20 protein-coding genes, 3 tRNA genes and 1 riboswitch are annotated in these 19,116 nt (G+C 60.3%); of the genes, 2 read left to right on the plus strand and 21 right to left on the minus strand.

The window, feature by feature from the left end; genetic code table 11:
* Positions 1 to 129: 129 nt before the first annotated feature.
* From ACIROW_RS06045 to ACIROW_RS06075, 7 genes are all read right to left on the minus strand, one after another.
* Positions 130 to 480 carry a hypothetical protein gene (locus ACIROW_RS06045; protein ID WP_402273042.1) on the minus strand — a complete coding sequence of 117 codons (351 nt, stop codon included), beginning with the start codon at positions 478 to 480 and terminating at the stop codon, positions 130 to 132.
* A gap of 217 nt (positions 481 to 697) precedes the next feature.
* Positions 698 to 1,207 (minus strand): 6,7-dimethyl-8-ribityllumazine synthase, encoded by a 510-nt coding sequence (locus tag ACIROW_RS06050; protein WP_402273044.1) that lies wholly within the window; start codon positions 1,205 to 1,207, stop codon positions 698 to 700.
* A gap of 84 nt (positions 1,208 to 1,291) precedes the next feature.
* Positions 1,292 to 1,465: riboswitch (FMN riboswitch) on the minus strand.
* Between the two features lie 92 nt (positions 1,466 to 1,557).
* The gene (gene htpX, locus ACIROW_RS06055; RefSeq protein WP_402273046.1) at positions 1,558 to 2,442 is read right to left on the minus strand and encodes a protease HtpX; all 885 of its coding nucleotides are present in this window, start codon (positions 2,440 to 2,442) and stop codon (positions 1,558 to 1,560) included.
* Positions 2,443 to 2,553: 111 nt separating this feature from the next.
* Entirely contained in the window at positions 2,554 to 2,997 is a 444-nt protein-coding gene (locus tag ACIROW_RS06060) for a hypothetical protein (RefSeq protein WP_402273049.1), read from the minus strand.
* Positions 2,998 to 3,118: 121 nt separating this feature from the next.
* Positions 3,119 to 4,078, minus strand: coding sequence for a diguanylate cyclase domain-containing protein (locus ACIROW_RS06065; protein ID WP_402273052.1), 960 nt, complete (start codon positions 4,076 to 4,078; stop codon positions 3,119 to 3,121).
* Between the two features lie 10 nt (positions 4,079 to 4,088).
* A complete protein-coding gene (locus tag ACIROW_RS06070; protein ID WP_402273054.1) occupies positions 4,089 to 4,721 on the minus strand; it encodes a chemotaxis protein CheX in 633 nt (210 codons plus the stop codon).
* Positions 4,718 to 5,101, minus strand: coding sequence for a response regulator (locus ACIROW_RS06075; protein WP_402273057.1), 384 nt, complete (start codon positions 5,099 to 5,101; stop codon positions 4,718 to 4,720). Before ACIROW_RS06075 ends, ACIROW_RS06070 begins: the two co-directional genes overlap by 4 nt.
* Before the next feature lie 414 nt (positions 5,102 to 5,515).
* On the opposite strand from ACIROW_RS06075, the gene ACIROW_RS06080 reads away from it, so the two are divergent.
* A complete protein-coding gene (locus ACIROW_RS06080) occupies positions 5,516 to 6,895 on the plus strand; it encodes a cache domain-containing protein (protein ID WP_402273059.1) in 1,380 nt (459 codons plus the stop codon).
* Positions 6,888 to 7,526, plus strand: a complete 639-nt coding sequence (locus ACIROW_RS06085) for a response regulator (RefSeq protein ID WP_402273061.1) — start codon at positions 6,888 to 6,890, stop codon at positions 7,524 to 7,526. The genes ACIROW_RS06080 and ACIROW_RS06085 overlap by 8 nt, the downstream gene beginning before the upstream one ends.
* A 69-nt stretch (positions 7,527 to 7,595) precedes the next feature.
* Here ACIROW_RS06085 and ACIROW_RS06090 read toward each other — a convergent pair whose 3' ends face one another.
* The 14 genes from ACIROW_RS06090 to ACIROW_RS06155 form a co-directional block, all read right to left on the minus strand.
* A complete protein-coding gene (locus ACIROW_RS06090) occupies positions 7,596 to 8,150 on the minus strand; it encodes a histidine phosphatase family protein (RefSeq protein WP_402273064.1) in 555 nt (184 codons plus the stop codon).
* Positions 8,151 to 8,165: 15 nt separating this feature from the next.
* Positions 8,166 to 8,990: an adenosylcobinamide-GDP ribazoletransferase gene (locus ACIROW_RS06095; RefSeq protein WP_402273066.1), complete on the minus strand. Its 825-nt coding sequence runs from the start codon at positions 8,988 to 8,990 to the stop codon at positions 8,166 to 8,168.
* A gap of 1 nt (position 8,991) precedes the next feature.
* The gene (cobT, locus tag ACIROW_RS06100; RefSeq protein WP_402273068.1) at positions 8,992 to 10,026 is read right to left on the minus strand and encodes a nicotinate-nucleotide--dimethylbenzimidazole phosphoribosyltransferase; all 1,035 of its coding nucleotides are present in this window, start codon (positions 10,024 to 10,026) and stop codon (positions 8,992 to 8,994) included.
* 155 nt (positions 10,027 to 10,181) lie between these two features.
* Positions 10,182 to 11,081: a hypothetical protein gene (locus ACIROW_RS06105; protein WP_402273070.1), complete on the minus strand. Its 900-nt coding sequence runs from the start codon at positions 11,079 to 11,081 to the stop codon at positions 10,182 to 10,184.
* Positions 11,082 to 11,380: 299 nt separating this feature from the next.
* A complete protein-coding gene (locus ACIROW_RS06110) occupies positions 11,381 to 12,331 on the minus strand; it encodes a chemotaxis protein (protein WP_402273072.1) in 951 nt (316 codons plus the stop codon).
* Between the two features lie 275 nt (positions 12,332 to 12,606).
* A tRNA-Gly gene (locus ACIROW_RS06115) sits at positions 12,607 to 12,682 on the minus strand.
* 10 nt (positions 12,683 to 12,692) lie between these two features.
* A tRNA-Cys gene (locus ACIROW_RS06120) sits at positions 12,693 to 12,766 on the minus strand.
* 125 nt (positions 12,767 to 12,891) lie between these two features.
* Positions 12,892 to 12,967: transfer RNA gene (locus ACIROW_RS06125), tRNA-Gly, on the minus strand.
* A 41-nt stretch (positions 12,968 to 13,008) separates the two neighbouring features.
* Positions 13,009 to 13,599, minus strand: coding sequence for a CDP-diacylglycerol--glycerol-3-phosphate 3-phosphatidyltransferase (gene pgsA, locus ACIROW_RS06130; RefSeq protein ID WP_116433523.1), 591 nt, complete (start codon positions 13,597 to 13,599; stop codon positions 13,009 to 13,011).
* Positions 13,600 to 13,737: 138 nt separating this feature from the next.
* The gene (gene uvrC / locus ACIROW_RS06135; protein ID WP_402273075.1) at positions 13,738 to 15,603 is read right to left on the minus strand and encodes an excinuclease ABC subunit UvrC; all 1,866 of its coding nucleotides are present in this window, start codon (positions 15,601 to 15,603) and stop codon (positions 13,738 to 13,740) included.
* 18 nt (positions 15,604 to 15,621) lie between these two features.
* Positions 15,622 to 16,689 carry a beta-N-acetylhexosaminidase gene (gene nagZ / locus ACIROW_RS06140; RefSeq protein WP_402273078.1) on the minus strand — a complete coding sequence of 356 codons (1,068 nt, stop codon included), beginning with the start codon at positions 16,687 to 16,689 and terminating at the stop codon, positions 15,622 to 15,624.
* Positions 16,686 to 17,078 (minus strand): holo-ACP synthase, encoded by a 393-nt coding sequence (gene acpS / locus ACIROW_RS06145; protein ID WP_402273081.1) that lies wholly within the window; start codon positions 17,076 to 17,078, stop codon positions 16,686 to 16,688. Before acpS ends, nagZ begins: the two co-directional genes overlap by 4 nt.
* A complete protein-coding gene (gene pdxJ, locus ACIROW_RS06150) occupies positions 17,075 to 17,851 on the minus strand; it encodes a pyridoxine 5'-phosphate synthase (protein ID WP_402273083.1) in 777 nt (258 codons plus the stop codon). The genes acpS and pdxJ overlap by 4 nt, the downstream gene beginning before the upstream one ends.
* Positions 17,852 to 17,855: 4 nt before the next feature.
* The gene (locus ACIROW_RS06155; protein WP_402273085.1) at positions 17,856 to 19,103 is read right to left on the minus strand and encodes a benzoate/H(+) symporter BenE family transporter; all 1,248 of its coding nucleotides are present in this window, start codon (positions 19,101 to 19,103) and stop codon (positions 17,856 to 17,858) included.
* Between the last annotated feature and the right edge of the window lie 13 nt (positions 19,104 to 19,116).

Consider the following 19,116-nt stretch of genomic DNA (forward strand, 5'->3'; position numbering starts at 1 on the left):
GCAACTGCCTGATTTTGAGGCGCGCCACAGTATTTCAATAAAATCAGTGACTTGCCAAGGTTGTACAGACTTGCTCACATGGTTACCCACAGTTTCTGTGGGTAACTGTGGACAACCTTGCGAGGCGGTTTAACGGCGATGGCCGTGGCGATCATAATGGCCGTGGCCGTAATAACGCGGGCCATGGCCGTAATAACGCGGGCCATGGCGGTAATAACCGGGGCCGCGATGATAGTAGCCGCGCTCCACATAGACCGGCGCCGGAGCGTAATAGACCGGTGCTGGACGGACATAAACAGGTGGCGGCGGTGCATACACCGGCGCAGGGGCGTAATAGACGGGCGGTGGAGGCGGTGCATACACCGGCACGCCGATGTTGATGCCGACGCCGACATGGGTCGCCATCGCCGGCGTCGCGAACAGGCTCGCGGCGAGCACGCCGACAGAAATGACTGTCACGGAGAGAAGAGATTTTTTCACGATGGCTCCTTGGATGTACCTGAAGGTACTTAAATACTTTGCTAAATATAAAACGTTGAATCCTTAGCTGTATTTAAATCCAATTCGAGGCCGAGGACCAGTCAGTTGATGGTAAGCCTTGTAACAAGATGCTACAAATTCCTGACGTAGTTTGACACCTGCAATAAAAAACGGGCCTCGATACCAGCAAGGCCCGTTTTGTTTTCCGCCACGTGCTTCAGGCGGCGTTCAGCACCGCCACATTGCCCTGCCCCGCTTCAATACGCGCAACCTTGGCCACGGTATCGGCGCAAGCGCGCGCCACTTCCTGGCCCTTGACCACGAAGTGCTCATGGAAGAATTGCTGATGCTCGCCGTGCGAATGGAAATGATGCGGTGTCAGCACGGCCGAGAAGACCGGTACTTCGGTCTCAAGCTGTACGCTCATCAGCGACGTGATCACCGCTTGCGCGACGAAGTCGTGACGATAGATGCCGCCGTCGACCACCAGGCCGGCCGCGACGATGCCGGCGTATTTGCCGGTCTTGGCCAACAGCTTGGCGTGCAGCGGGATTTCAAACGCGCCGGGCAATTCAAAGAAGTCGATGCTGGATTCGGCGAAGCCGAGTTTGGCGATTTCCGCGGTGAAGGAGACGCGGCACTGATCGACGATCTCCTTGTGCCAGCTGGCCTGGATGAAGGCGATGCGATTCTTGGTGGACGAGGTATTGCTGGATGGGTGTTGCATTTGTTCAGGACTCCTGTTTGTCGAATAAAAAACAGGGCGCATGAAAACCGGCGAACGCATGCAGGCAGCATGCGCGCGGCAGGTTTTCGTTCTCTTTCATCCGGACTGTGACCGTCGGCCCCGGGATCACACCGGGTCTGCTGACCTCAACGGACAGGCGTCCGCCAAGCGCTCGCGGGCTCGCTGCAATGACGTCGAAAACAACGCCGTTACAGCATTACCGCCGGTGGGGATTTCCACCCCGCCCCGAGAACATCGTGGTCGAAAAATATCGCATCGGATGCAAAGTTTTTCGCCACGCAGGAATTTATCACGGCTGAAAAAAACCTGCTGGCGGCCGCTTCATTTCCTCATGCGATCGCACGTCCCTGCAACGAAGCGATGCGCGATTCGATCGGCGGATGGCTGGAGAACAAACCCATCCACGAACCGCGGCCGGCGATGCCGGAAGCCTGCAGGTTTTGCGGCAGGCCGTCGGCTTCCATGCCGCCCAGGCGACGCAAGGCGCCGATCATCGGCGTCGGCGTTCCCATCAGTTTGGCGGCGCCGGAATCCGCGCGATATTCGCGCTGGCGCGAGAAGTACATGACGATAATGCTGGCGAGGATGCCGAAGACGATTTCGCACACCACCACCGTGACCATGTAGCCGATGCCGGGACCGGACGACTGCTCGTTGTTGCGGCGCAGGGCCGAATCGACGAAGTAGCCGACGATGCGCGCGAAGAACATCACAAAGGTGTTCACCACGCCCTGGATCAGCGTCAGCGTGACCATGTCGCCGTTGGCGATGTGCGCGACTTCATGCGCCAGCACGGCTTCCACTTCTTCCTTGGTCATGCCTTGCAGCAGTCCGGTCGAGACCGCCACCAGCGAATTGCTCTTGCTGGCGCCGGTGGCGAAGGCGTTGGGCGGACCGTCGTAGACGGCGACTTCGGGCATCGTCAGGCCGGCGCGCGTGGCGAGACGATTGACCGTGTCGACCAGCCACATTTCAGTGGAATTCTGCGGATGCTCAATGACGCGCGCGCCGGTCGACCATTTGGCAATGGTCTTGGACAGCAGCAGCGAAATGAACGAGCCGCCGAAACCCATCAGCGCACAGAACATCAGCAGCATGCCGAAGTTGAGGCCGTTGGCGGTCATGTAGCGGTTGATGCCGAGGATACTGGCGGTGACGCTCAGCACCAGCATCACTGCCAGATTGGTGACGAGGAAAAGAATGACGCGTTTCATGATGCTTCCTATGCAAAGAGAGCGCGACCGTGCAGTGACGATCGTCGCGAAAAAATCGGATTCGGAAAAAGAATTGTCGCCGCGTCGGACAGAATCGGACGCGGACAGGGATCAGACGACCGGAGGCGGCCGCAGTATATCGATGAACGCGGACTTGCCGCCGCTCACGTGGGGATACAAATGGGGAAAGGATTGCCAGTCCAGCGGCAAGGTGGCCACAGGCACCGGCAGAGTCTGGTCTTCCAGGTCGGCTTGCACCTCCCATGGATCAGGATTGGAGTCGGCTTCATCGCCTGCCGCCTGCACGCTGCTCAATGCGTCTGCATCGACATGATCTGAAGCACGCTGCCGCTCTTCAAAAACAATGAGAATCACGTCCTCCGTCGCCGCCACCGAATTCACCACAGGCTCAAGCGTCCCCGCAAACAATTGCAGGGGAAACAGGAATGCCAGCAACAAAAAGCAGAATCGGCGCATGGGCAAGGCAATAGGGGCCAAGGGAATGACGTTGAAATGGATCGGGACAAAAGGCAATAAGGTCCGCAAGGGCCGCATTATACGCAAAAGCAGCCGGACATTTATCCACAGAAAATGTGGTCAACTCTGTTGATAACTTGTTTATGACCGCGTGTAACCCGCATGCGTTCAAGCTTTCATGCGATTGGACGAAAATTGCTCAGGATGCGCTTTGCACGCAGTTGCGCCCCTGCTTTTTGGCCCGGTACAAGGCGCCGTCGGCGACGTTGAGCAGGGTCTTGCCTTCGCTGGCCTGGTTCGGCGTCATGGTGCAGACGCCGACGCTGATGGTCATGTTCGGCCGCACGGTAGATTTTTCATGCACAATCGCCAGGTCGCTGACGCTGGCGCGCAGCCGCTCGCCGAAACGCTCGGCCTGCTCCGGCGTGAAGCCCGGAATCAGCATGATGAATTCTTCGCCGCCGTAGCGCGCACAGATATCGGTGGGCCTGCGCATCTGCGCGCGCAGGGTGTTGGCCACCAGTTGCAGGGCCTTGTCGCCTTCGACGTGGCCGTAGTGGTCGTTGTACTGCTTGAAGTAGTCGATGTCGATCATGAACAGCGACAGGCTGCTGCGATTACGTTTGGCCGTGCGCAACGCAATCGCATAGCTCTCGTCGAAGAAGCGGCGGTTGTAGATGCCGGTGAGGCCGTCGGTGATGGCTTCGCGTTTCAGGGCATCGGAATGCGAGATCAGCATTTTTTCGCGCTTGATGGACGTGCTCGAATCACTGATCTGGATCAGGCAGCTGGCCGCCTTACCTTCGCTGGCTTGCAGCGGTGTCATGACGATCGACTGGTGCATGCGCAGCGGCTTGTCGCTCTTGTCCTGCTCGAGGAACAAGGGCAGCGGCGAACGGTGCAACGCGCTCGACATCATGGCCGGCAAGCCGTAGCCGATGGCGTTGTTGAGCGTACGCAAAAAACCCGGCGTGAGTTGTTCGCCGAACAGCGCGATGATGTTCTTGCCCAGCGCCTGCTCGCCGGTAATGCGGCTGTGCCTGGCCATCCAGTCGTTCCACAGCAGGATGTTCAGATCGCTGTCCACCACGACCAGTCCCAGGCCGATGCTGTTGACCACTTCTTCCGGAGAAAATCCCAAAGATGCCGCGCTGCTCATGACGTGCCGTTCAGAGAATATTGTTCAAGTATTGCTGGATATGCGAGATCAGCTTGCTCAGCGAGGTCGAGCTGAGCAGGAAGATCAGGTGGCCTTCGGTATGGTGTTTTTCCAGCACCAGGTCGATATGCAGGACCAGGATGTAACTGCTGTCCCCATCTTCTTCGCCCTTGTCCGCCAGCCGCGTGGTGATTTCGTCCGGCGACGACATGGCGTAGGTCGGCAACGAACTGTTCAGGCTGATGCCGAGCATGTCCGCCATGGCCGACAGGCAGGCGTTGAGGATGATGTTGCCGAGCTCGCACATGGCTTCCTGCTCGAATTCGGCGAGGTCCTCGATGCTCATCTGCGAGCCCATCATGTCGCGCACGATTTCGAGCGCGTAGTTCTCGGTAAACAGCAGCACCGCCTCGGCATCGAACGGGCCGGAAAACAGTTGGCTGACGGTGGCGAACTTGTCGTCCTTGAGCGTCAGCACGCGGCTGTTGACATCCTCGGCCTTGAGCACTTCGATGGAGGGTACCGACAGCATGACTTCTTCGCCGACGATTTCGCTCAGGCTGAGCGCCGCCCTGCCGGCGCCGACGTTGAAGACTTCGGTGAGCGCGTCGAGCTGGATCTCGGAGAGAACCTTCGCCTTCATGCATTCCTCGCGAAATGGCCGAGCGCCTGGGCGATAGATTTTTCCGTCACCGGCTTGGCGACGAACAAGGCGCCCAATTGCTGTGCGCGCGATTGGGCGGCTTCCTGGATATTGGCCGAGAAAATCACCACGCGCAGTTGCGGATGTTTGGCGAGGATGATTTCGGCGGCGTCGGTGCCGAGCATGCCCGGCATGTTGATGTCCATCGTGCAGTAATCGGGCAGGTCGCGCTCGACCGCGCCGATTGCCTCGTCGCCGCTGGCTGCCTCCTGCACACTCCATTCAGGATAGGCGGCGAGGATGTGCGCCTTGATGACCATGCGCGAGACTTTACTGTCGTCGACGATCAGGACTTTCTTTGGAGTGGGGATGGCGGACATGTCGGCATTCATGGATAAAGTTGTCTTTTTTTCTACATTCTACTATTTTTGAATCGAATATTTTCAAGTGTTACAGAAACGGAGACAAAATCAACGTCGATTTTTTTCACGAAATCTTGCCTTAAAACAATGACTTGCCGTAAATCATCTGCGCCATTGTCGGCATCCCGTCTGTGACGCGGCTCTTCACGCATTCACATGAGAAAGGAAACCCTCGGCCTTGCTTGAAATGTGGGTGCTGACCAGCCTCCCATCCGCCCCTTGCCGCCACAATGCGCTTCCTGGCGTTGATGGAAGAACGCCTCGCAGCTCATCGCCCGGCATCAGGATTGATCGCCTTCGAGAACCGCCACAAGCGGAGCATGCAGACTGCTACGTATAACTACGTAATAAGGGTTAGGTAGAATGCGCGACATGAACTTACGTCACAAGATCATTTTCCTCGCCATCGTGCCGCTAGCGCTGGCCTTGTCCGCGATTGCGCTGGTGGTGCGCCACCAGGCGGTGACGCTCGGCCAGCAGCAACGCGCATCGGTACAGGCCGCCTATCTGGCGAGCAAGGATGCCGAGCTCAAGCACTACGTCGATCTCGCCACGCGCGCGATTGCGCACCTGTATGAATCAGGCCGCAGCGATGCCGCCGTGCAGGAAGAAGCCAAGCGGATTCTCGAGCGCCTGGATTTCAGCGACGACGGTTATTTTTACGTCTATGACCAGCACGGCAAGAACCTGGTCCATCCGCGCCAGCCCGAGCTGGTCGGCAGCGAGATGTGGGACTGGCGCGACGCCAGCGGCAGCCCGACCATCCAGCTGCTGATCGCGCGCGCCAACGAGGGCGGCGGCTATGTCCGCTACCTGTGGGAGAAGCCGTCCAGCCGTACGGTCGCGCCCAAGCTCGGCTATGTGGTGGCGATACCGAACTGGGGCTGGGTGGTCGGCACCGGCATCTACCTCGACGACGTTGATGCCGCGCTGGAAAAGATCGACACCCAGGTCTCCGGCCATATCCACGAGACCATGCTGCTGATCGCCGGCATTGCGATCCTGAGCGCGCTGGTGGTGGCGCTGTCGGGTCTGCTGCTCAACGTCAGCGAACATCGCGTCGCCGACGCCAAGCTCAAGCAACTGGCGCAGCGCGTGGTGCGCTCGCAGGAAGAGGAACGTGCGCGGCTATCGCGCGACCTGCATGACGGCATCAGCCAGTGGCTGGTGTCGATCAAGCTGCAGATCGAAGCGGCCGTGATCCGATTGTCCGGCACCCCCGACCAGGCTGCGGCCGCCAAACTCAGCGTCGAACGCACCGCCACCCAGATCACTGACGTGCTGGCCGAAGTGCGCCGCATTTCACACGACTTGCGCCCCGCCATCCTCGACGATCTGGGCTTGGCCGCCGCGCTGGAACATCTGTGCCAGGAATGGAGCAGCACCGCATCAACACCGATCGCTTTCCATGCAGGCACCCAGGTCGACACCTTGTCAGGCGGCGCCAATACCGTGCTGTTCCGCATCGCGCAGGAAGCGCTGACCAATATCGCGCGCCACGCCCAGGCCACGCAGATCGACATGCAGCTGCACGCCGACGCCGGCCACGTCACGCTGGAGATCGGCGACAACGGCATCGGCTTCAACCTCGACCAGATCGACGACCATCCCAAGCGCGGCATCGGCCTGCGCAACATGGTCGAGCGCCTGGAAGCCGTGGGAGGCAGCTTCTCACTGCGCTCATCGTCGGAAGGCACGGTCGTGACCGCCCGCATTCCCCACTCAACCGCACCGGTATATCCCTATGTCTGAGTCCGCATCCGCCCCCCGTGTTACCCGCATCATGCTGGTCGACGATCATCCGCTGGTGCGTGACGGTTTGCGCGCGCGACTGGAGACTGCCGCAAACCTGCATGTGGTGGCGGAAGCCGGCGGCGCCGACGAAGCGCTGAAACTGGCGACGCTGCATGAAATCGACCTGGTGCTGATGGACATCAACATGCGCGGCATGAACGGTATCGACCTGACGGCCGAATTCCACGCGCGCTTTCCGGAGATCGCGGTGCTGATCCTGAGCATGCACGACAAGAGCGAATACGTGATGCAGTCGATCCAGGCCGGCGCGCGCGGCTATGTACTCAAGGACGCGCCGGGCCAGGACATTATCCGGGCCATCGAGACGGTGATATCGGGAGGAATCTATTACAGCGCCGCGCTGGCCAGGAAGCTGTCGCAGCCGCTGGCGGCGGGCGACCTGCTGACCTCGCGCGAGCGCCAGGTGCTGCAGCACATCGCCAACGGTGAATCGAACAAGCAGATCGCGCGTGACTTGGACCTGAGTGTGCGCACGGTGGAAACACATCGCCTGAACATCAAACGCAAGCTCGGCATCGATGGCCAGGCGGAGCTGATCAAATTTGCGGTGGAACAGCGCTACGAGTAAAGAGAAATCGGCAGAAAAATCAGAACAATAAAATCAAGCGCACGGATGAAAGCCGTGCGTTTTTTGTTTTTACAGCTTCAGCGTCAGCACTTCGCCGAACGCAATCGCATGTGCATTGACTGCTGCATGCTCGGCCATCTTGGTGACCGCCAGACCGAGTGCGCGCGCCTGCAACAGGCGGATCGTGCCGGCGTGGCAGACCACGATGGCCTGGCTCTGCCCGCGCTGCTGCAGATCGCTGCAAAAAGCGTCGACGCGTTGCGCCACGTTGAGGACATTCTCTCCGCCGCCAGGACGATAGCCGACCACATCACTGGCCCAGGCATCGATTTCCGCTCGCGGCAAATCATCCCAGGCGCGCTGCTCCCAAGTGCCGAAATGCATTTCCATCAGGCGCGGATCGTAGCGCACCGGACCCGCATTGAGCGCCGTGGCCAGCGGTTCGGCCAAGAAGACGCAGCGTTGCAGTGGACTCGAGTACACCGGCACGTGCGGCGGCAGTGCAGGTTTGACCTGCTCAAGCACCTTGACGCATTCTTCTTCGGTCACGGCCAGGTCGCTGCTGCCGTAGCAAAGGCCTTTATCGATAACGGGTTGGGGATGGCGGATGAGATGCAGCAACATGGTCGACCTTTCTGTTTATGTAGGTAAAGCCGGCGACATTGACGCTGCGGCCAGCAGGCCCAGGTAGATCGCGACTTCACTGAATTGTTGAACGGCGCCGAGGCAGTCGCCGGTATAGCCGCCGATGCGGCGCTGAAATTTTCGCGCGAGGAACCAGGCAGCTGCGGCGCCGAGCAACATGGCCGGCAGCAACGCCTGCAGCACCAGCCACCCTGCTGCGACACACACGACCAGCGGCAGCGCGGCGGTAATCGCGGCGACGGCAAATTCGCCATTGCTCATGTTTTGCGCCAGCGGCTTGACCTTGCCCTCTTCGCGCACATACGGCATGCGCCAGATCAGTGCTGCGGCGAAGCAGCGCGACAAGGGATGCGCAATCAGCAAAGCAGGCATCACCTGCAGGACGGGCAGCGACGCCAGGCCGACGATCTTGGTCGCCAGCAGCAGCACGATACCGATCACGCCGTACGCGCCGACGCGCGAGTCACGCATGATCTCAAGCACACGCGACGCTTGCATGCCGCCGCCAAAACCATCGCAGACGTCGGCAAAACCGTCTTCATGGAACGCGCCCGTGAGGTAAATTCCGGCTGCGGTCGACAACAACACCGCCACCACTTGCGGCAGCCACAGCGCCGTCAGCCAGTAGACGGCGGCGCATGCCAGCGAAACAAGGATCCCGATCGCCGGGAAGTAACGCGCTGCATGCTGCAACCAGGCAGCGTCGAAACCGACCCAGCCCGGCGCCGGCAGGCGTGTGAAAAATTGCAGCGCCGTGAAGAACAGCTGCAGCTGATAGCGCAAGCCGGTGGCGGGTGTCGGCGTGGGCGCGGCAGCCATATCAGGCGCTCTTCTCACTGACCTGCGCAGAGGAAAACGTCGCCATCTGCGCCAGGAAGTTGACCGCTGCATGCAGCAACGGCAAGGCCAGGGCGCTGCCGGTGCCTTCACCCAGCCGCAGATCGAGTTGCATCAGCGGCCGTGCGTCGAGATGTTGCAACATGCGACGGTGGCCATGTTCGTCGGAACAATGCGAGAACAGGCAATAGTCGAGGATGTCCGGCTGCAGTTTTGCCGCCACCAGCAAGGCCGAGGTCACGATGAAACCGTCGATCAGCAACACCATGCGGCGCTCCGCAGCCTCGAGCATGGCGCCGGCGATCATGGCGATTTCAAAACCGCCGAAGGTACGCAATATGTCCAACGGATCCTCGACGCCGGCATGCAGCGCGACCGCCTGCTCGATCACCTGCTGCTTGTGGCGGATGCCATCGGCGGCCAGGCCGGTGCCGGCACCGACGCATTCTGCGACGGCGATGCCGGTGATCTTGTGCATGATGGCCGCAGCCGCAGTGGTGTTGCCGATGCCCATTTCGCCGAAACCGAGGACATCCACCGACATCGCCGCTACCAGGTCCATGCCGTGCTGCAGCGCTTGTTCGCACTGTGCCGCACTCATGGCCGGCTCTTTCGCGAAGTTGCGCGTACCGGGCCCCAGCTTGCGCGAGATCAGCCCTTCGCGCTCACCGAACTCATGGTTCACTCCGGCATCGACGATGTGCAGCGCGCAATCGTTCTGGCGCGCAAACACGTTGATTGCGGCACCTTGCTGTAGGAAATTTTCCACCATCTGCCAGGTCACGCTTTGCGGATAGGCCGAAATGTTTTCCGCCACCACGCCATGGTCGGCCGCAAACACCACGACGGCGGTACGGTCGATGCGCGGCGTGTGCGATTGCTGGATGAGGCCGATGCGGTGCGCGACGAACTCCAGCACGCCGAGGCTGCCGTGCGGCTTGGTCTTGTTGTCGATCGCTGCTTGCAAGGCCGAAGCCAGCGCAGCGTCTTGCGTAGGAGCTAACTGTGGAATGCGCATAGCAGGATCACGATGCCGCGACCGGAAAGTGGGAACAGGTTTGAAAGGACGTCAGTATAAGAGATAGCGGCGTTCTGCGAGCAAATGTGCCGCGATGAAGTCCCGATCTTTACATTTCGATGTGCCTGGGCACATTCAATTGCGTTTAATTGCGGTCATCGGATATCACCAGTCGGAAACACGACAGGACGCCCGTCATTCAGGATATTGGCGTCCGTGATCCATTGCTGGTGGTGCGCACGGTCCTCGTAGGAACTGATGCATTGCACGCGCGCGCCCTCGGGCACGTCGATGGCGACCTTGCCAACCATGGCGATGCCGGCCTCGGTCCATTCCAGAGATTCGCCGGGCACCATGCCGCGCCGGATCACTTTGCCCTTGAGCAAGATGCGATAACCCAGCCGCAGGCGATATTTGTCCATCGATTTTGCCGTCCACAGGCCCAGGCTGGCGCTGGTGCCGATGAGGGTCGAACCCGCGAACACCTGCACCGGCGTCTGCGCAATCACTTCCAGCCGGCTCTTGCCTTGCGCCATGCCTTCCAGTCCATAGTCATGGCATAACTCCTCGACGGTATCGTAAGGCAGCTCGCCGCCTTTAAGGATCCAGTCGCTTTCCGGCTGCGGCAGAAATTTCTCGCGACTGCCGCCGTTGATTTCCAGCCCGACCAGTCGATGGGATTGCGCCGTCATTTCCGGCACCAGCAGGAGCGGATCCGATACCAGCACTTCGCCGCCGTCGCCGGGCGCCATGCGCAGGATGCCGTGGCCGTCGAGCTGGCAGCCCTGCGGCGACAACAGGCCCCCGATCAGTTGCTCCACGCTCATCGATGAGGACGAGATATCCCACTGCCCGGCCTGGATGGCGCCGGCACGATAGGGTTCGGGAATCAATATACTGGGAGAAACGTCGAGGAAAATCCGCGCCGAGACGACGTTGAAACGACCGTCTTCATATTTCGCCAGGTAATACAGGCAAGCGCTGTGATAGGCCTTGCGCCAACCGGCAATCAACTCGAAAAACGCGTCGATCTTGCGTAAAGAGGATTCTTTCATGGAATCGCCATTGGTGATGGTTCACTTCCCCCGCCCGCACCGGCGCTGTCGATACGTCGACATTCTTGAACACGACAGCTTCCGGTGCAATATCCGGCGCTCCTGGACATTGCCTGTTTTTGCTTGTACTTTGCAGCCTGTTGCATGCGCGAACCGCAGCGGCATGGCCGTCCGGTCGCTTATCCATTGTAGACAGATTACGGAGAATGGCAAAAATGCCGCTCGTCATCTGCATGCAGGACAAACGGCATTTCGTTTCTACTTGCGGCGACCTGGCTCCAGGCGCCGCAGCTGACAATTTATTTGGCCAGCGCCTTGATGAGGGCGGCAGTCAGATCTTCGATGACGAACTTCGCCACATAACCGTCGGCGCCGATGTTCTTGACGTGATCTTCGTTAGCCGAGCCGGACAGCGATGAGTGAATCACCACCGGGATGATTTTGAGACCGTCGTCGCGCTTGATGTTGCGCGTGAGCGTAAAGCCGTCCATCTCCGGCATTTCCAGGTCGGTCAGCACCATCGCCACGCGATCGGTGATGGGCACGCCCTGGGACTTGGTTTCCTTGTAGATGTCCTGCAGCTTTTCCCAGGCTTCCTTGCCGGTCTTGCACATCACAAATGGCAGACCGAGCGCCTTGAGACCGCTCTCAACCAGCGAACGGGCGACCTTGGAATCGTCCGCCGCGAGGATGACTGAACCCGGCTTGAGTTTGATATGTTCCAGACCGGTCATGTCCATGTCGCGCTCGGTCGGCATGATTTCATGCAGGATCTGTTCGACGTCGAGCACCTGTGCAAGACGGCTGCTGCTGACGTCGTCGTCGAGGCGCGCGATGCTGGTGACGAAGTTGCCTCCGGCCTTGGATTCGGCCGACAAGACCTGGCTCCATTCCAGCCGCACGATTTCATCGACCGACTCCACCGCAAACGCTTGTGTGCTGCGCGCGTACTCGGTGACCAGCAGGATGTTGAGGCCGCTCTTGGGCACACAGCCGACTACTGCCGGCAAATCGATCACGGAAATGATCTGGCCGCGGATGTTGACCATGCCGAGCAGCGGCGAACGCGTACCGGCGGCCTTGGTGATCTCCTGCATCGGGACGATTTCGCGAATCTTGAATACATTGATGCCGAACAGCTCGGAACGAACACCGTACGGGTCCGTGCCCAGGCGGAACAGCAGCAGTTCGAACTTGTTGGAACTCGTGAGATTGGTTCTCTCGTCGATTTCTTTTTGAAATGCATCCATTTCCCTATCCCCCGTTTGTTATGAACCACCCTCGTCGACCGGAATACCAATGTAGAGTGTAATTGCTTAAAAAACAATTACATCCAACGAAATGCGACATAAAAGTAACGATGCGCTGATGATGCCTGCACTGTGCGGGTGCAGCACGGTGCAGATGCAGCAGGGCGTGGGACCGGAAGATGAAATGGGGTAACTATGGACGGCAGGAAAAAAGCGAGCCAAAAATGAGCCGGAAAAGAAAAAAGGAAGCTCATTGCTGAGCTTCCTTTTTAATTTGGAGCGGGAGAAGAGGCTCGAACTCTCGACCTATACCTTGGCAAGGTATCGCTCTACCAACTGAGCTACTCCCGCATGGAGTGTTTGGAGGCGGGGGTCGGGATCGAACCGGCGTAAACGGCTTTGCAGGCCGCTGCATAACCACTTTGCTACCCCGCCAGGGGACACTGAAACTGCTGTCAATTGCGATGTATTGTCAACCGGCTTCCGAGGAAGTTGTTCCGACTGATGGCCAAACTCTCACAATGAAAAAAGGAAGCGTTTTGCGCTTCCTTTAGTAATTCTGGAGCGGGAGAAGAGGCTCGAACTCTCGACCTATACCTTGGCAAGGTATCGCTCTACCAACTGAGCTACTCCCGCATCAACAACAGAACGCTATTATAGAGCTTCCATAGGAGAAGTCAAGCGCCACTTTTACTTTCCTGCACTTTTTTAATGAGCGGCCAGGCCTTGCGCAGGTAGTAAAGCATCGACCAAACCGTCAGCACCGCAGCGATCAGCAACAGCCAGTGGCCCCACTCACGTGTGTCGATGATGCCGAACAGATCCGAGTAGAACAGCAACATCGGAATGGCGATCATCTGCGCGGTGGTTTTGATTTTCCCGAGCGAACTGACTGCCACCGATTTGGAGGCGCCGAGTTGCGCCATCCATTCGCGCAGCGCGGAAATGGCGATCTCGCGACCGATGATGATGAAGGCCGTGATGGGATGCACACGGTCCAGATGCACCAGCACCAGCAGCGCGCCGGTGACCATGAGCTTGTCGGCTACAGGGTCGAGGAAGGCACCAAAGGCGGAGGTCTGGTTCCAGCGCCGGGCGAGGAAGCCGTCGAACCAGTCGGTGGCGGCGGCGACGACAAATATGGCGGTCGACGCCACGCCTTGTTCGAAGCGCGACAGGCCGAGTTCAGGCACATAAAACACGCCGACCACCAGCGGAATCAGGGCGACACGCAACCAGGTGAGCAAGATGGGGAAATTGAATGGCATACGTTTATTTGTTGTCGTCGACGGGTGCGCGGATTGAAATTTACCGAGATAGTATCAGAGCCGCCTCTTAAAACCTGTTACTGGCGGAAATGACGCGCCCGCATCGCACTTGCAGGCGAAGCAAAAGAAATCAATAGTTCAATGCAATTGGCGATAGATTTCTTCGGCCAACGTGTGAGAGATCCCCTCCACCGAGGCCAATTCGTCAATGCTCGCATCAGCCACGCCGCGCAAGCCGCCGAAGCGCGCCAGCAATTTTTGCCGACGCTTGGCGCCGATGCCTTCGATCTCTTCCAGCCGCGAAGTCTGGCGCGCCTTGGCGCGCTTGGCGCGCATGCCGGTGATGGCGAAGCGGTGCGCTTCGTCGCGGATTTGCGCGATCAGCATCAGCGCTGCGGACTCCTTGCCGAGTTCTTGCGGCGCGCGGCCGTCGACGAAGACCAATGTCTCAAGGCCGACCTTGCGCCCTTCCCCTTTCGCCACGCCCACGATGAGGCTGATGTCGAGACCGAGTTCGGTAAAGACCTGGCGCGCGATTTCGACCTGGCCCTTGCCGCCGTCGATCAGCACGATGTCGGGCATGGTGCCGTCGCCGTTGGCGACTTTTTCATAACGGCGCGTGAGCACCTGGCGCATCGCCGCGTAATCGTCGCCAGGCGTGATGTCGTTGATGTTGTAACGGCGGTATTCGCCGTTCTGCATGGCGTGGTGATGGAACACTACGCACGAAGCCTGGGTCGCTTCGCCTTGCGTGTGGCTGATGTCGAAACACTCCACACGCAGGGCTTCAATATCTTCCACTTCTGTGCCGAGCGCTTCCACCAGGGCGCGTGTACGCGCCTGCTGCGAGCCCTGCTCGGACAACAAGCGCGCCAGCGCGATCTCGCCGCCCTTGTGCGCCATCTCCAGCCATTGGCGGCGCTGGCCCTGCGGCTGCAGCGTGAGCGTGATGCGGTGGCCGCATTGCTCCATCAGCGCCAGCATCAACGCAGGGTCGTCGAACTCGGTATTGACGATCAGGTTGCCGGGAATGAATTTCTCGATGTAGTGCTGGGCGATGAAGGCCTTCAGCACTTCGGCCTCGATCGACTCTTCACCGTCGGGAATCGCGCCGTCGACATGCGTCGGGAAATACGCGCGGTCGCCCAGGTGGCGGCCGCCGCGCACCATCGCCAGGTTGACGCAGGCGCGGCCGCCCTGCACGATCACGGCGATGATGTCGATGTCGGCGTCGCCGCCGGTTTCCATGGTCTGCTGATGCAGCACGCTGGAGAGCGAGGTGATCTGGTTACGCACCGCCGCGGCCTGTTCGAACTTGAGCTCGCCGGCGTAGGCGTGCATTTTTTTTTCCAGCACGTCGAGCACTTCGCTCTGGCGGCCGCGCAGGAATTTGGAGGCATTCTCGACGTCGAGCGCATAGTCTTCGGTGCTGATCAGCTTCACGCACGGGCCGCTGCAACGATGGATCTGATGCAGCAGGCAAGGACGGGTACGGTTGGCGTAGACCGTGTCTTCGCAGGTGCGCAGCAGGAACACCTTCTGCAGGATCTGGATTGATTCCTTGACTGCCCAGGCATTCGGAAACGGACCGAAATACTGGTTCTTCTTGTCCACTGCGCCGCGGTAGTAGGCCATGCGCGGATAAGCATGGCCGGTGATCTTCAGGTACGGATAGGACTTGTCGTCGCGGAACAGGATGTTGAAGCGCGGCCGCAGCGTCTTGATCAGGTTGTTTTCCAGCAGCAGCGCTTCGGCTTCGCTGCGCGTCACGGTCGTCTCGAGTCGCGCGATCCGTTCAACCATCATGGCGATGCGCGGGCTGCTCAGCGTCTTCTGGAAATAACTCGACACACGTTTCTTGAGGTCGCGCGCCTTGCCGACGTAGAGCACGTTGTCTTCCGCATCGAAATAGCGATACACGCCGGGCAGGTGCGGCAGCTTGGCGACTGTCTCGAGGACGATCTCGCGCGGATCAGGCGGCGAAGGCGGCTGGATATCGGACATTGCTGTGGAGTCAGTCAATCACGCGAGCGTCTGCAGCAGCTTTTTCGCCGCGCGGAAGCGCTCATCCTGTTGCAGCGCATCCCATTCCGGCGCCGCGCCTTGCGGCACCAGTGCAGCGATGCGGGCAGCCGAGGCCGGAGATACCTCGACTCGCAAACCGCTCAGCAACTGATCGGCCTTGTCCGGTGAATTGCACATCAGCACCATGTCGCAGCCCGCCTGCAATGCAGCGTTTGCACCGTCGAGCGCACCGCCGGCAACGCTGGCGCCATGCATGCTGAGGTCGTCGCTGAAGATCACGCCCTGGAAGCCGAGGTCCTTGCGCAGGATGCCCAGCCACTTCTTCGAGAAACCGGCCGGATGCTTGTCCACCTTGGGATAAATCACGTGCGCCGGCATCACCGCAGTCAGGCTCATGCCGAGCCAGTCATAAGGCGAGGCGTCGTCGCCGAGGATGTCCTTGAGCGGGCGCTCGTCCACCGGCAGGTCGACGTGCGAATCGGCCGTGACGTAACCATGGCCGGGGAAATGCTTGCCGCAATTGGCCATGCCGGCCAGCGCAAGGCCATGGTTGAGGCTCTTGGCCAGCAGTGTGACGACGCGCGGATCGCGATGGAAAGAACGCGTGCCGATCACCGACGAGCCGCCGAAATCGAGGTCCAGCACCGGCGTAAACGATAAATCGACGCCGCAGGCGCGCAGCTCGGACGCCAGCACATAGCCGGCGGCAGTGGCCAGCTTGGTCGCCTGCAGCACGTCGCGGTCCCACAATTCGCCGAGCGTGCGCATAGCCGGCAGATGCGTGAAGCCATCAGTGCGGAAGCGCTGCACGCGACCGCCTTCGTGGTCGACGGCGATCAGCACGCCGGGACGTGCGGCATGGATGCCCTGCGTCAGCGTCACCAGCTGCTTGCGATTTTCATAATTGCGCGCGAACAGGATCACGCCGCCGGTCAGCGGATGCTGAATACGGCGGATATCTTCCGCCGTGAGCGTGGTGCCGACCACGTCGAGCATGACGGGACCAAGCGGTTGGCGTGATGGACGTTGTTGAATGGATGCTTGCGCCTGACCTGCTGCCTTCATGTTTTCTCCGCGATGACAAATGCGACCGCATAGTCCACCTCGTCGGTGATCGAGACTTGCGCGGTCAATCCTTTTTCTTCCATCCAGGCCTTGAGTGCCCCGCTGCAGACCACGACCGGCTTGCCGCTCGGCGCGTTGAGCGTCTGCATCGACCGCCACGTCATCGGCATGCGCATGCCCAGGCCGATCGCCTTGGAAAACGCCTCCTTGGCAGCGAAACGCGTGGCCAGGAAACTGATGCCGCGCGCTTCGACCTTGGCCTTGCGGCTCAGGTACTTGACCATTTCTTCCGGGCCGAGAATCTTTTCAGCGAAGCGGTCGCCGCGCCGCGCAAGCGTCGCCCTGAGGCGTGAAATCTGCAGGATATCGGTGCCGATGCCGTAGATCATGATCCGATTTTTCCGGCCGCATCGAGACGCGCCTTGAGCATGATCGCCTTCATGTCGCTGACCGCCTTGTGCCAGCCCACAAACACGGCGTGCGCGACGATGGCGTGGCCGATGTTGAGTTCGGCGATATCGGGAATCGCGGCGATGGCTTGCACGTTGGTGTAATGCAGGCCGTGACCGGCATTGACCTTGAGGCCGCGACGAATGCCTTCGCGCACGCTTGCGCGCACGCGCTCCAGTTCCTTCTCCATCTCGGTCTGGTCATGCGCTTCGGCGTAACGGCCGGTATGCAATTCGATCACCGGTGCGCCGGTTTCGGCGGCAGCCTTGATTTGCTCGTCGTCAGGATCGATGAACAGGCTGACGCGAATGCCTTCGGCCTGCAATTGCTTCACGGCGGCCTGCACTTGGGCGAAATGGGTGACGACGTCGAGGCCGCCTTCGGTGGTGATTTCAGTGCGTTTCTCGGGCACCAGGCAGGAATCCTGCGGCTTGATGCGGCAGGAAAAATCGATCATTTCGCTGGTCACCGCCGCTTCCAGATTCATGCGCGTGCGCAGCAGCGGACGGATCGCTTCGACGTCGGCGTCGCGGATGTGGCGACGGTCTTCGCGCAGATGCAGCGTGATCGCATCGGCGCCGGCCTCTTCCGCCTGCAACGCAGCCTGGATCGGATCGGGATACGTGGTGCCGCGCGCGTTGCGCAAAGTGGCGACGTGGTCGATATTGATGCCCAGCTCGATGGCGGGACCGACGGGATTCAGGAAGCTCATGGGATTATCGCGATGTACTTGGAGTAGATGAAGTGGACGACGCACGTGTTTCCTTGGCGTCATTCGCGTCGTTGGTATTGATGGCGGCGCCCTGCTTCCAGTGCCAGTTGAACACCAGCAGCGCCAGGCCGCCGGCGACCAGGCCCCAGAAGGCCGTGCCGATGCCGAACAGCGATACGCCTGAGGCAGTCACGAGGAAGGTGATCAGCGCCGCTTCGCGCTGCTTTTCATTGGCCATGGCTACCGTCAGGCCGTTGGCAATGGTGCCGAACAGCGCCAGGCCGGCGATCGCCATGATCAGTGCCTTGGGGAAAGCCGCAAACAAGGCCACCACGGTGGCGCCGGACACGCCGGCGATCAGGTAGAACACACCGGCGGCGACACTGGCCATGTAGCGCCGGGAGGGGTCTTCATGCGCTTCCTTGCCCATGCAGATGGCAGCGGTAATCGCGGCCAGGCAGATCGAGAAACAGCCGAACGGCGCCAACACCAGCGTGGTCAATCCGGTCCAGGTCATGAGCGGCGACACCGGCGTGTTGTAGCCGGAGGCGCGCATGATGGCCACGCCGGGCGCGTTCTGCGACGCCATGGTGACGACGAACAAGGGAATCCCGACGCCCAGCAGGCTGGTCAGCGTGAACTCGGGCATGACGAATTCAGGTGTGGCGAGAGCAAGGTGGAAGCTGTCGAATTTCAGCAGACCTTGCGTACCGGCGAAGGCGGTGCCGAGCGCCAGCACCAGGATGATGGCGTAGCGCGGCAACCAGCGCTTGCCGAACAGATAGGCTGCAAACATCAGCAGCACCAGACCGAATTCGAGCTTCATGGCGACGAACACGTCCATGCCGAAACGCGCCAGGATGCCGGCCAGCATGGCGGCGGCGATGGAAATGGGAATGCGGTTCATCGCCCGCGCGAACAGTCCGGTCACGCCGCAGATCGTCACCAGCGCAGCGGAGAACATAAACACGCCGATGACCTGCGGCATGCTCAGGCCGGCCAGGCCGGTGATCAGCAAGGCCGCACCGGGCGTCGACCAAGCGGTGACGACCGGGGTGCGGTAATACAGCGACAGGCCGATACAGGTCACGCCCATGCCCACGCCGAGCGCGAAAATCCACGAGCTGATCTGGCCGGGGGTGGCGCCGGCGGCAGCGGCGGCCTGGAAGATGATGGCGGCGGAACTGGTGAAACCGATCAGCACGGCGACAAAACCCGCCGCCACGCCAGACCAGGAAAAGTCTTTGAACACGTGAATTCCCGAA

The organism is Herbaspirillum sp. NPDC101397, from assembly GCF_044767325.1.
In the GTDB taxonomy this organism is placed as follows: Bacteria; Pseudomonadota; Gammaproteobacteria; order Burkholderiales; family Burkholderiaceae_D; genus Herbaspirillum.

Coding starts and splice junctions, on each gene's coding strand:
- ACIROW_RS06050 (WP_402273044.1), bottom strand. CDS start 1,207: ATGCAACACCCATCCAGCAATACCTCGTCCACCAAGAATCGCATCGCC.
- htpX (WP_402273046.1), bottom strand. CDS start 2,442: ATGAAACGCGTCATTCTTTTCCTCGTCACCAATCTGGCAGTGATGCTG.
- ACIROW_RS06060 (WP_402273049.1), bottom strand. CDS start 2,997: ATGCGGCCCTTGCGGACCTTATTGCCTTTTGTCCCGATCCATTTCAAC.
- ACIROW_RS06065 (WP_402273052.1), bottom strand. CDS start 4,078: ATGAGCAGCGCGGCATCTTTGGGATTTTCTCCGGAAGAAGTGGTCAAC.
- ACIROW_RS06070 (WP_402273054.1), bottom strand. CDS start 4,721: ATGAAGGCGAAGGTTCTCTCCGAGATCCAGCTCGACGCGCTCACCGAA.
- ACIROW_RS06075 (WP_402273057.1), bottom strand. CDS start 5,101: ATGTCCGCCATCCCCACTCCAAAGAAAGTCCTGATCGTCGACGACAGT.
- ACIROW_RS06080 (WP_402273059.1), top strand. CDS start 5,516: ATGAACTTACGTCACAAGATCATTTTCCTCGCCATCGTGCCGCTAGCG.
- ACIROW_RS06085 (WP_402273061.1), top strand. CDS start 6,888: ATGTCTGAGTCCGCATCCGCCCCCCGTGTTACCCGCATCATGCTGGTC.
- ACIROW_RS06090 (WP_402273064.1), bottom strand. CDS start 8,150: ATGTTGCTGCATCTCATCCGCCATCCCCAACCCGTTATCGATAAAGGC.
- ACIROW_RS06095 (WP_402273066.1), bottom strand. CDS start 8,990: ATGGCTGCCGCGCCCACGCCGACACCCGCCACCGGCTTGCGCTATCAG.
- cobT (WP_402273068.1), bottom strand. CDS start 10,026: ATGCGCATTCCACAGTTAGCTCCTACGCAAGACGCTGCGCTGGCTTCG.
- ACIROW_RS06105 (WP_402273070.1), bottom strand. CDS start 11,081: ATGAAAGAATCCTCTTTACGCAAGATCGACGCGTTTTTCGAGTTGATT.
- ACIROW_RS06110 (WP_402273072.1), bottom strand. CDS start 12,331: ATGGATGCATTTCAAAAAGAAATCGACGAGAGAACCAATCTCACGAGT.
- pgsA (WP_116433523.1), bottom strand. CDS start 13,599: ATGCCATTCAATTTCCCCATCTTGCTCACCTGGTTGCGTGTCGCCCTG.
- uvrC (WP_402273075.1), bottom strand. CDS start 15,603: ATGTCCGATATCCAGCCGCCTTCGCCGCCTGATCCGCGCGAGATCGTC.
- nagZ (WP_402273078.1), bottom strand. CDS start 16,689: ATGAAGGCAGCAGGTCAGGCGCAAGCATCCATTCAACAACGTCCATCA.
- acpS (WP_402273081.1), bottom strand. CDS start 17,078: ATGATCTACGGCATCGGCACCGATATCCTGCAGATTTCACGCCTCAGG.
- pdxJ (WP_402273083.1), bottom strand. CDS start 17,851: ATGAGCTTCCTGAATCCCGTCGGTCCCGCCATCGAGCTGGGCATCAAT.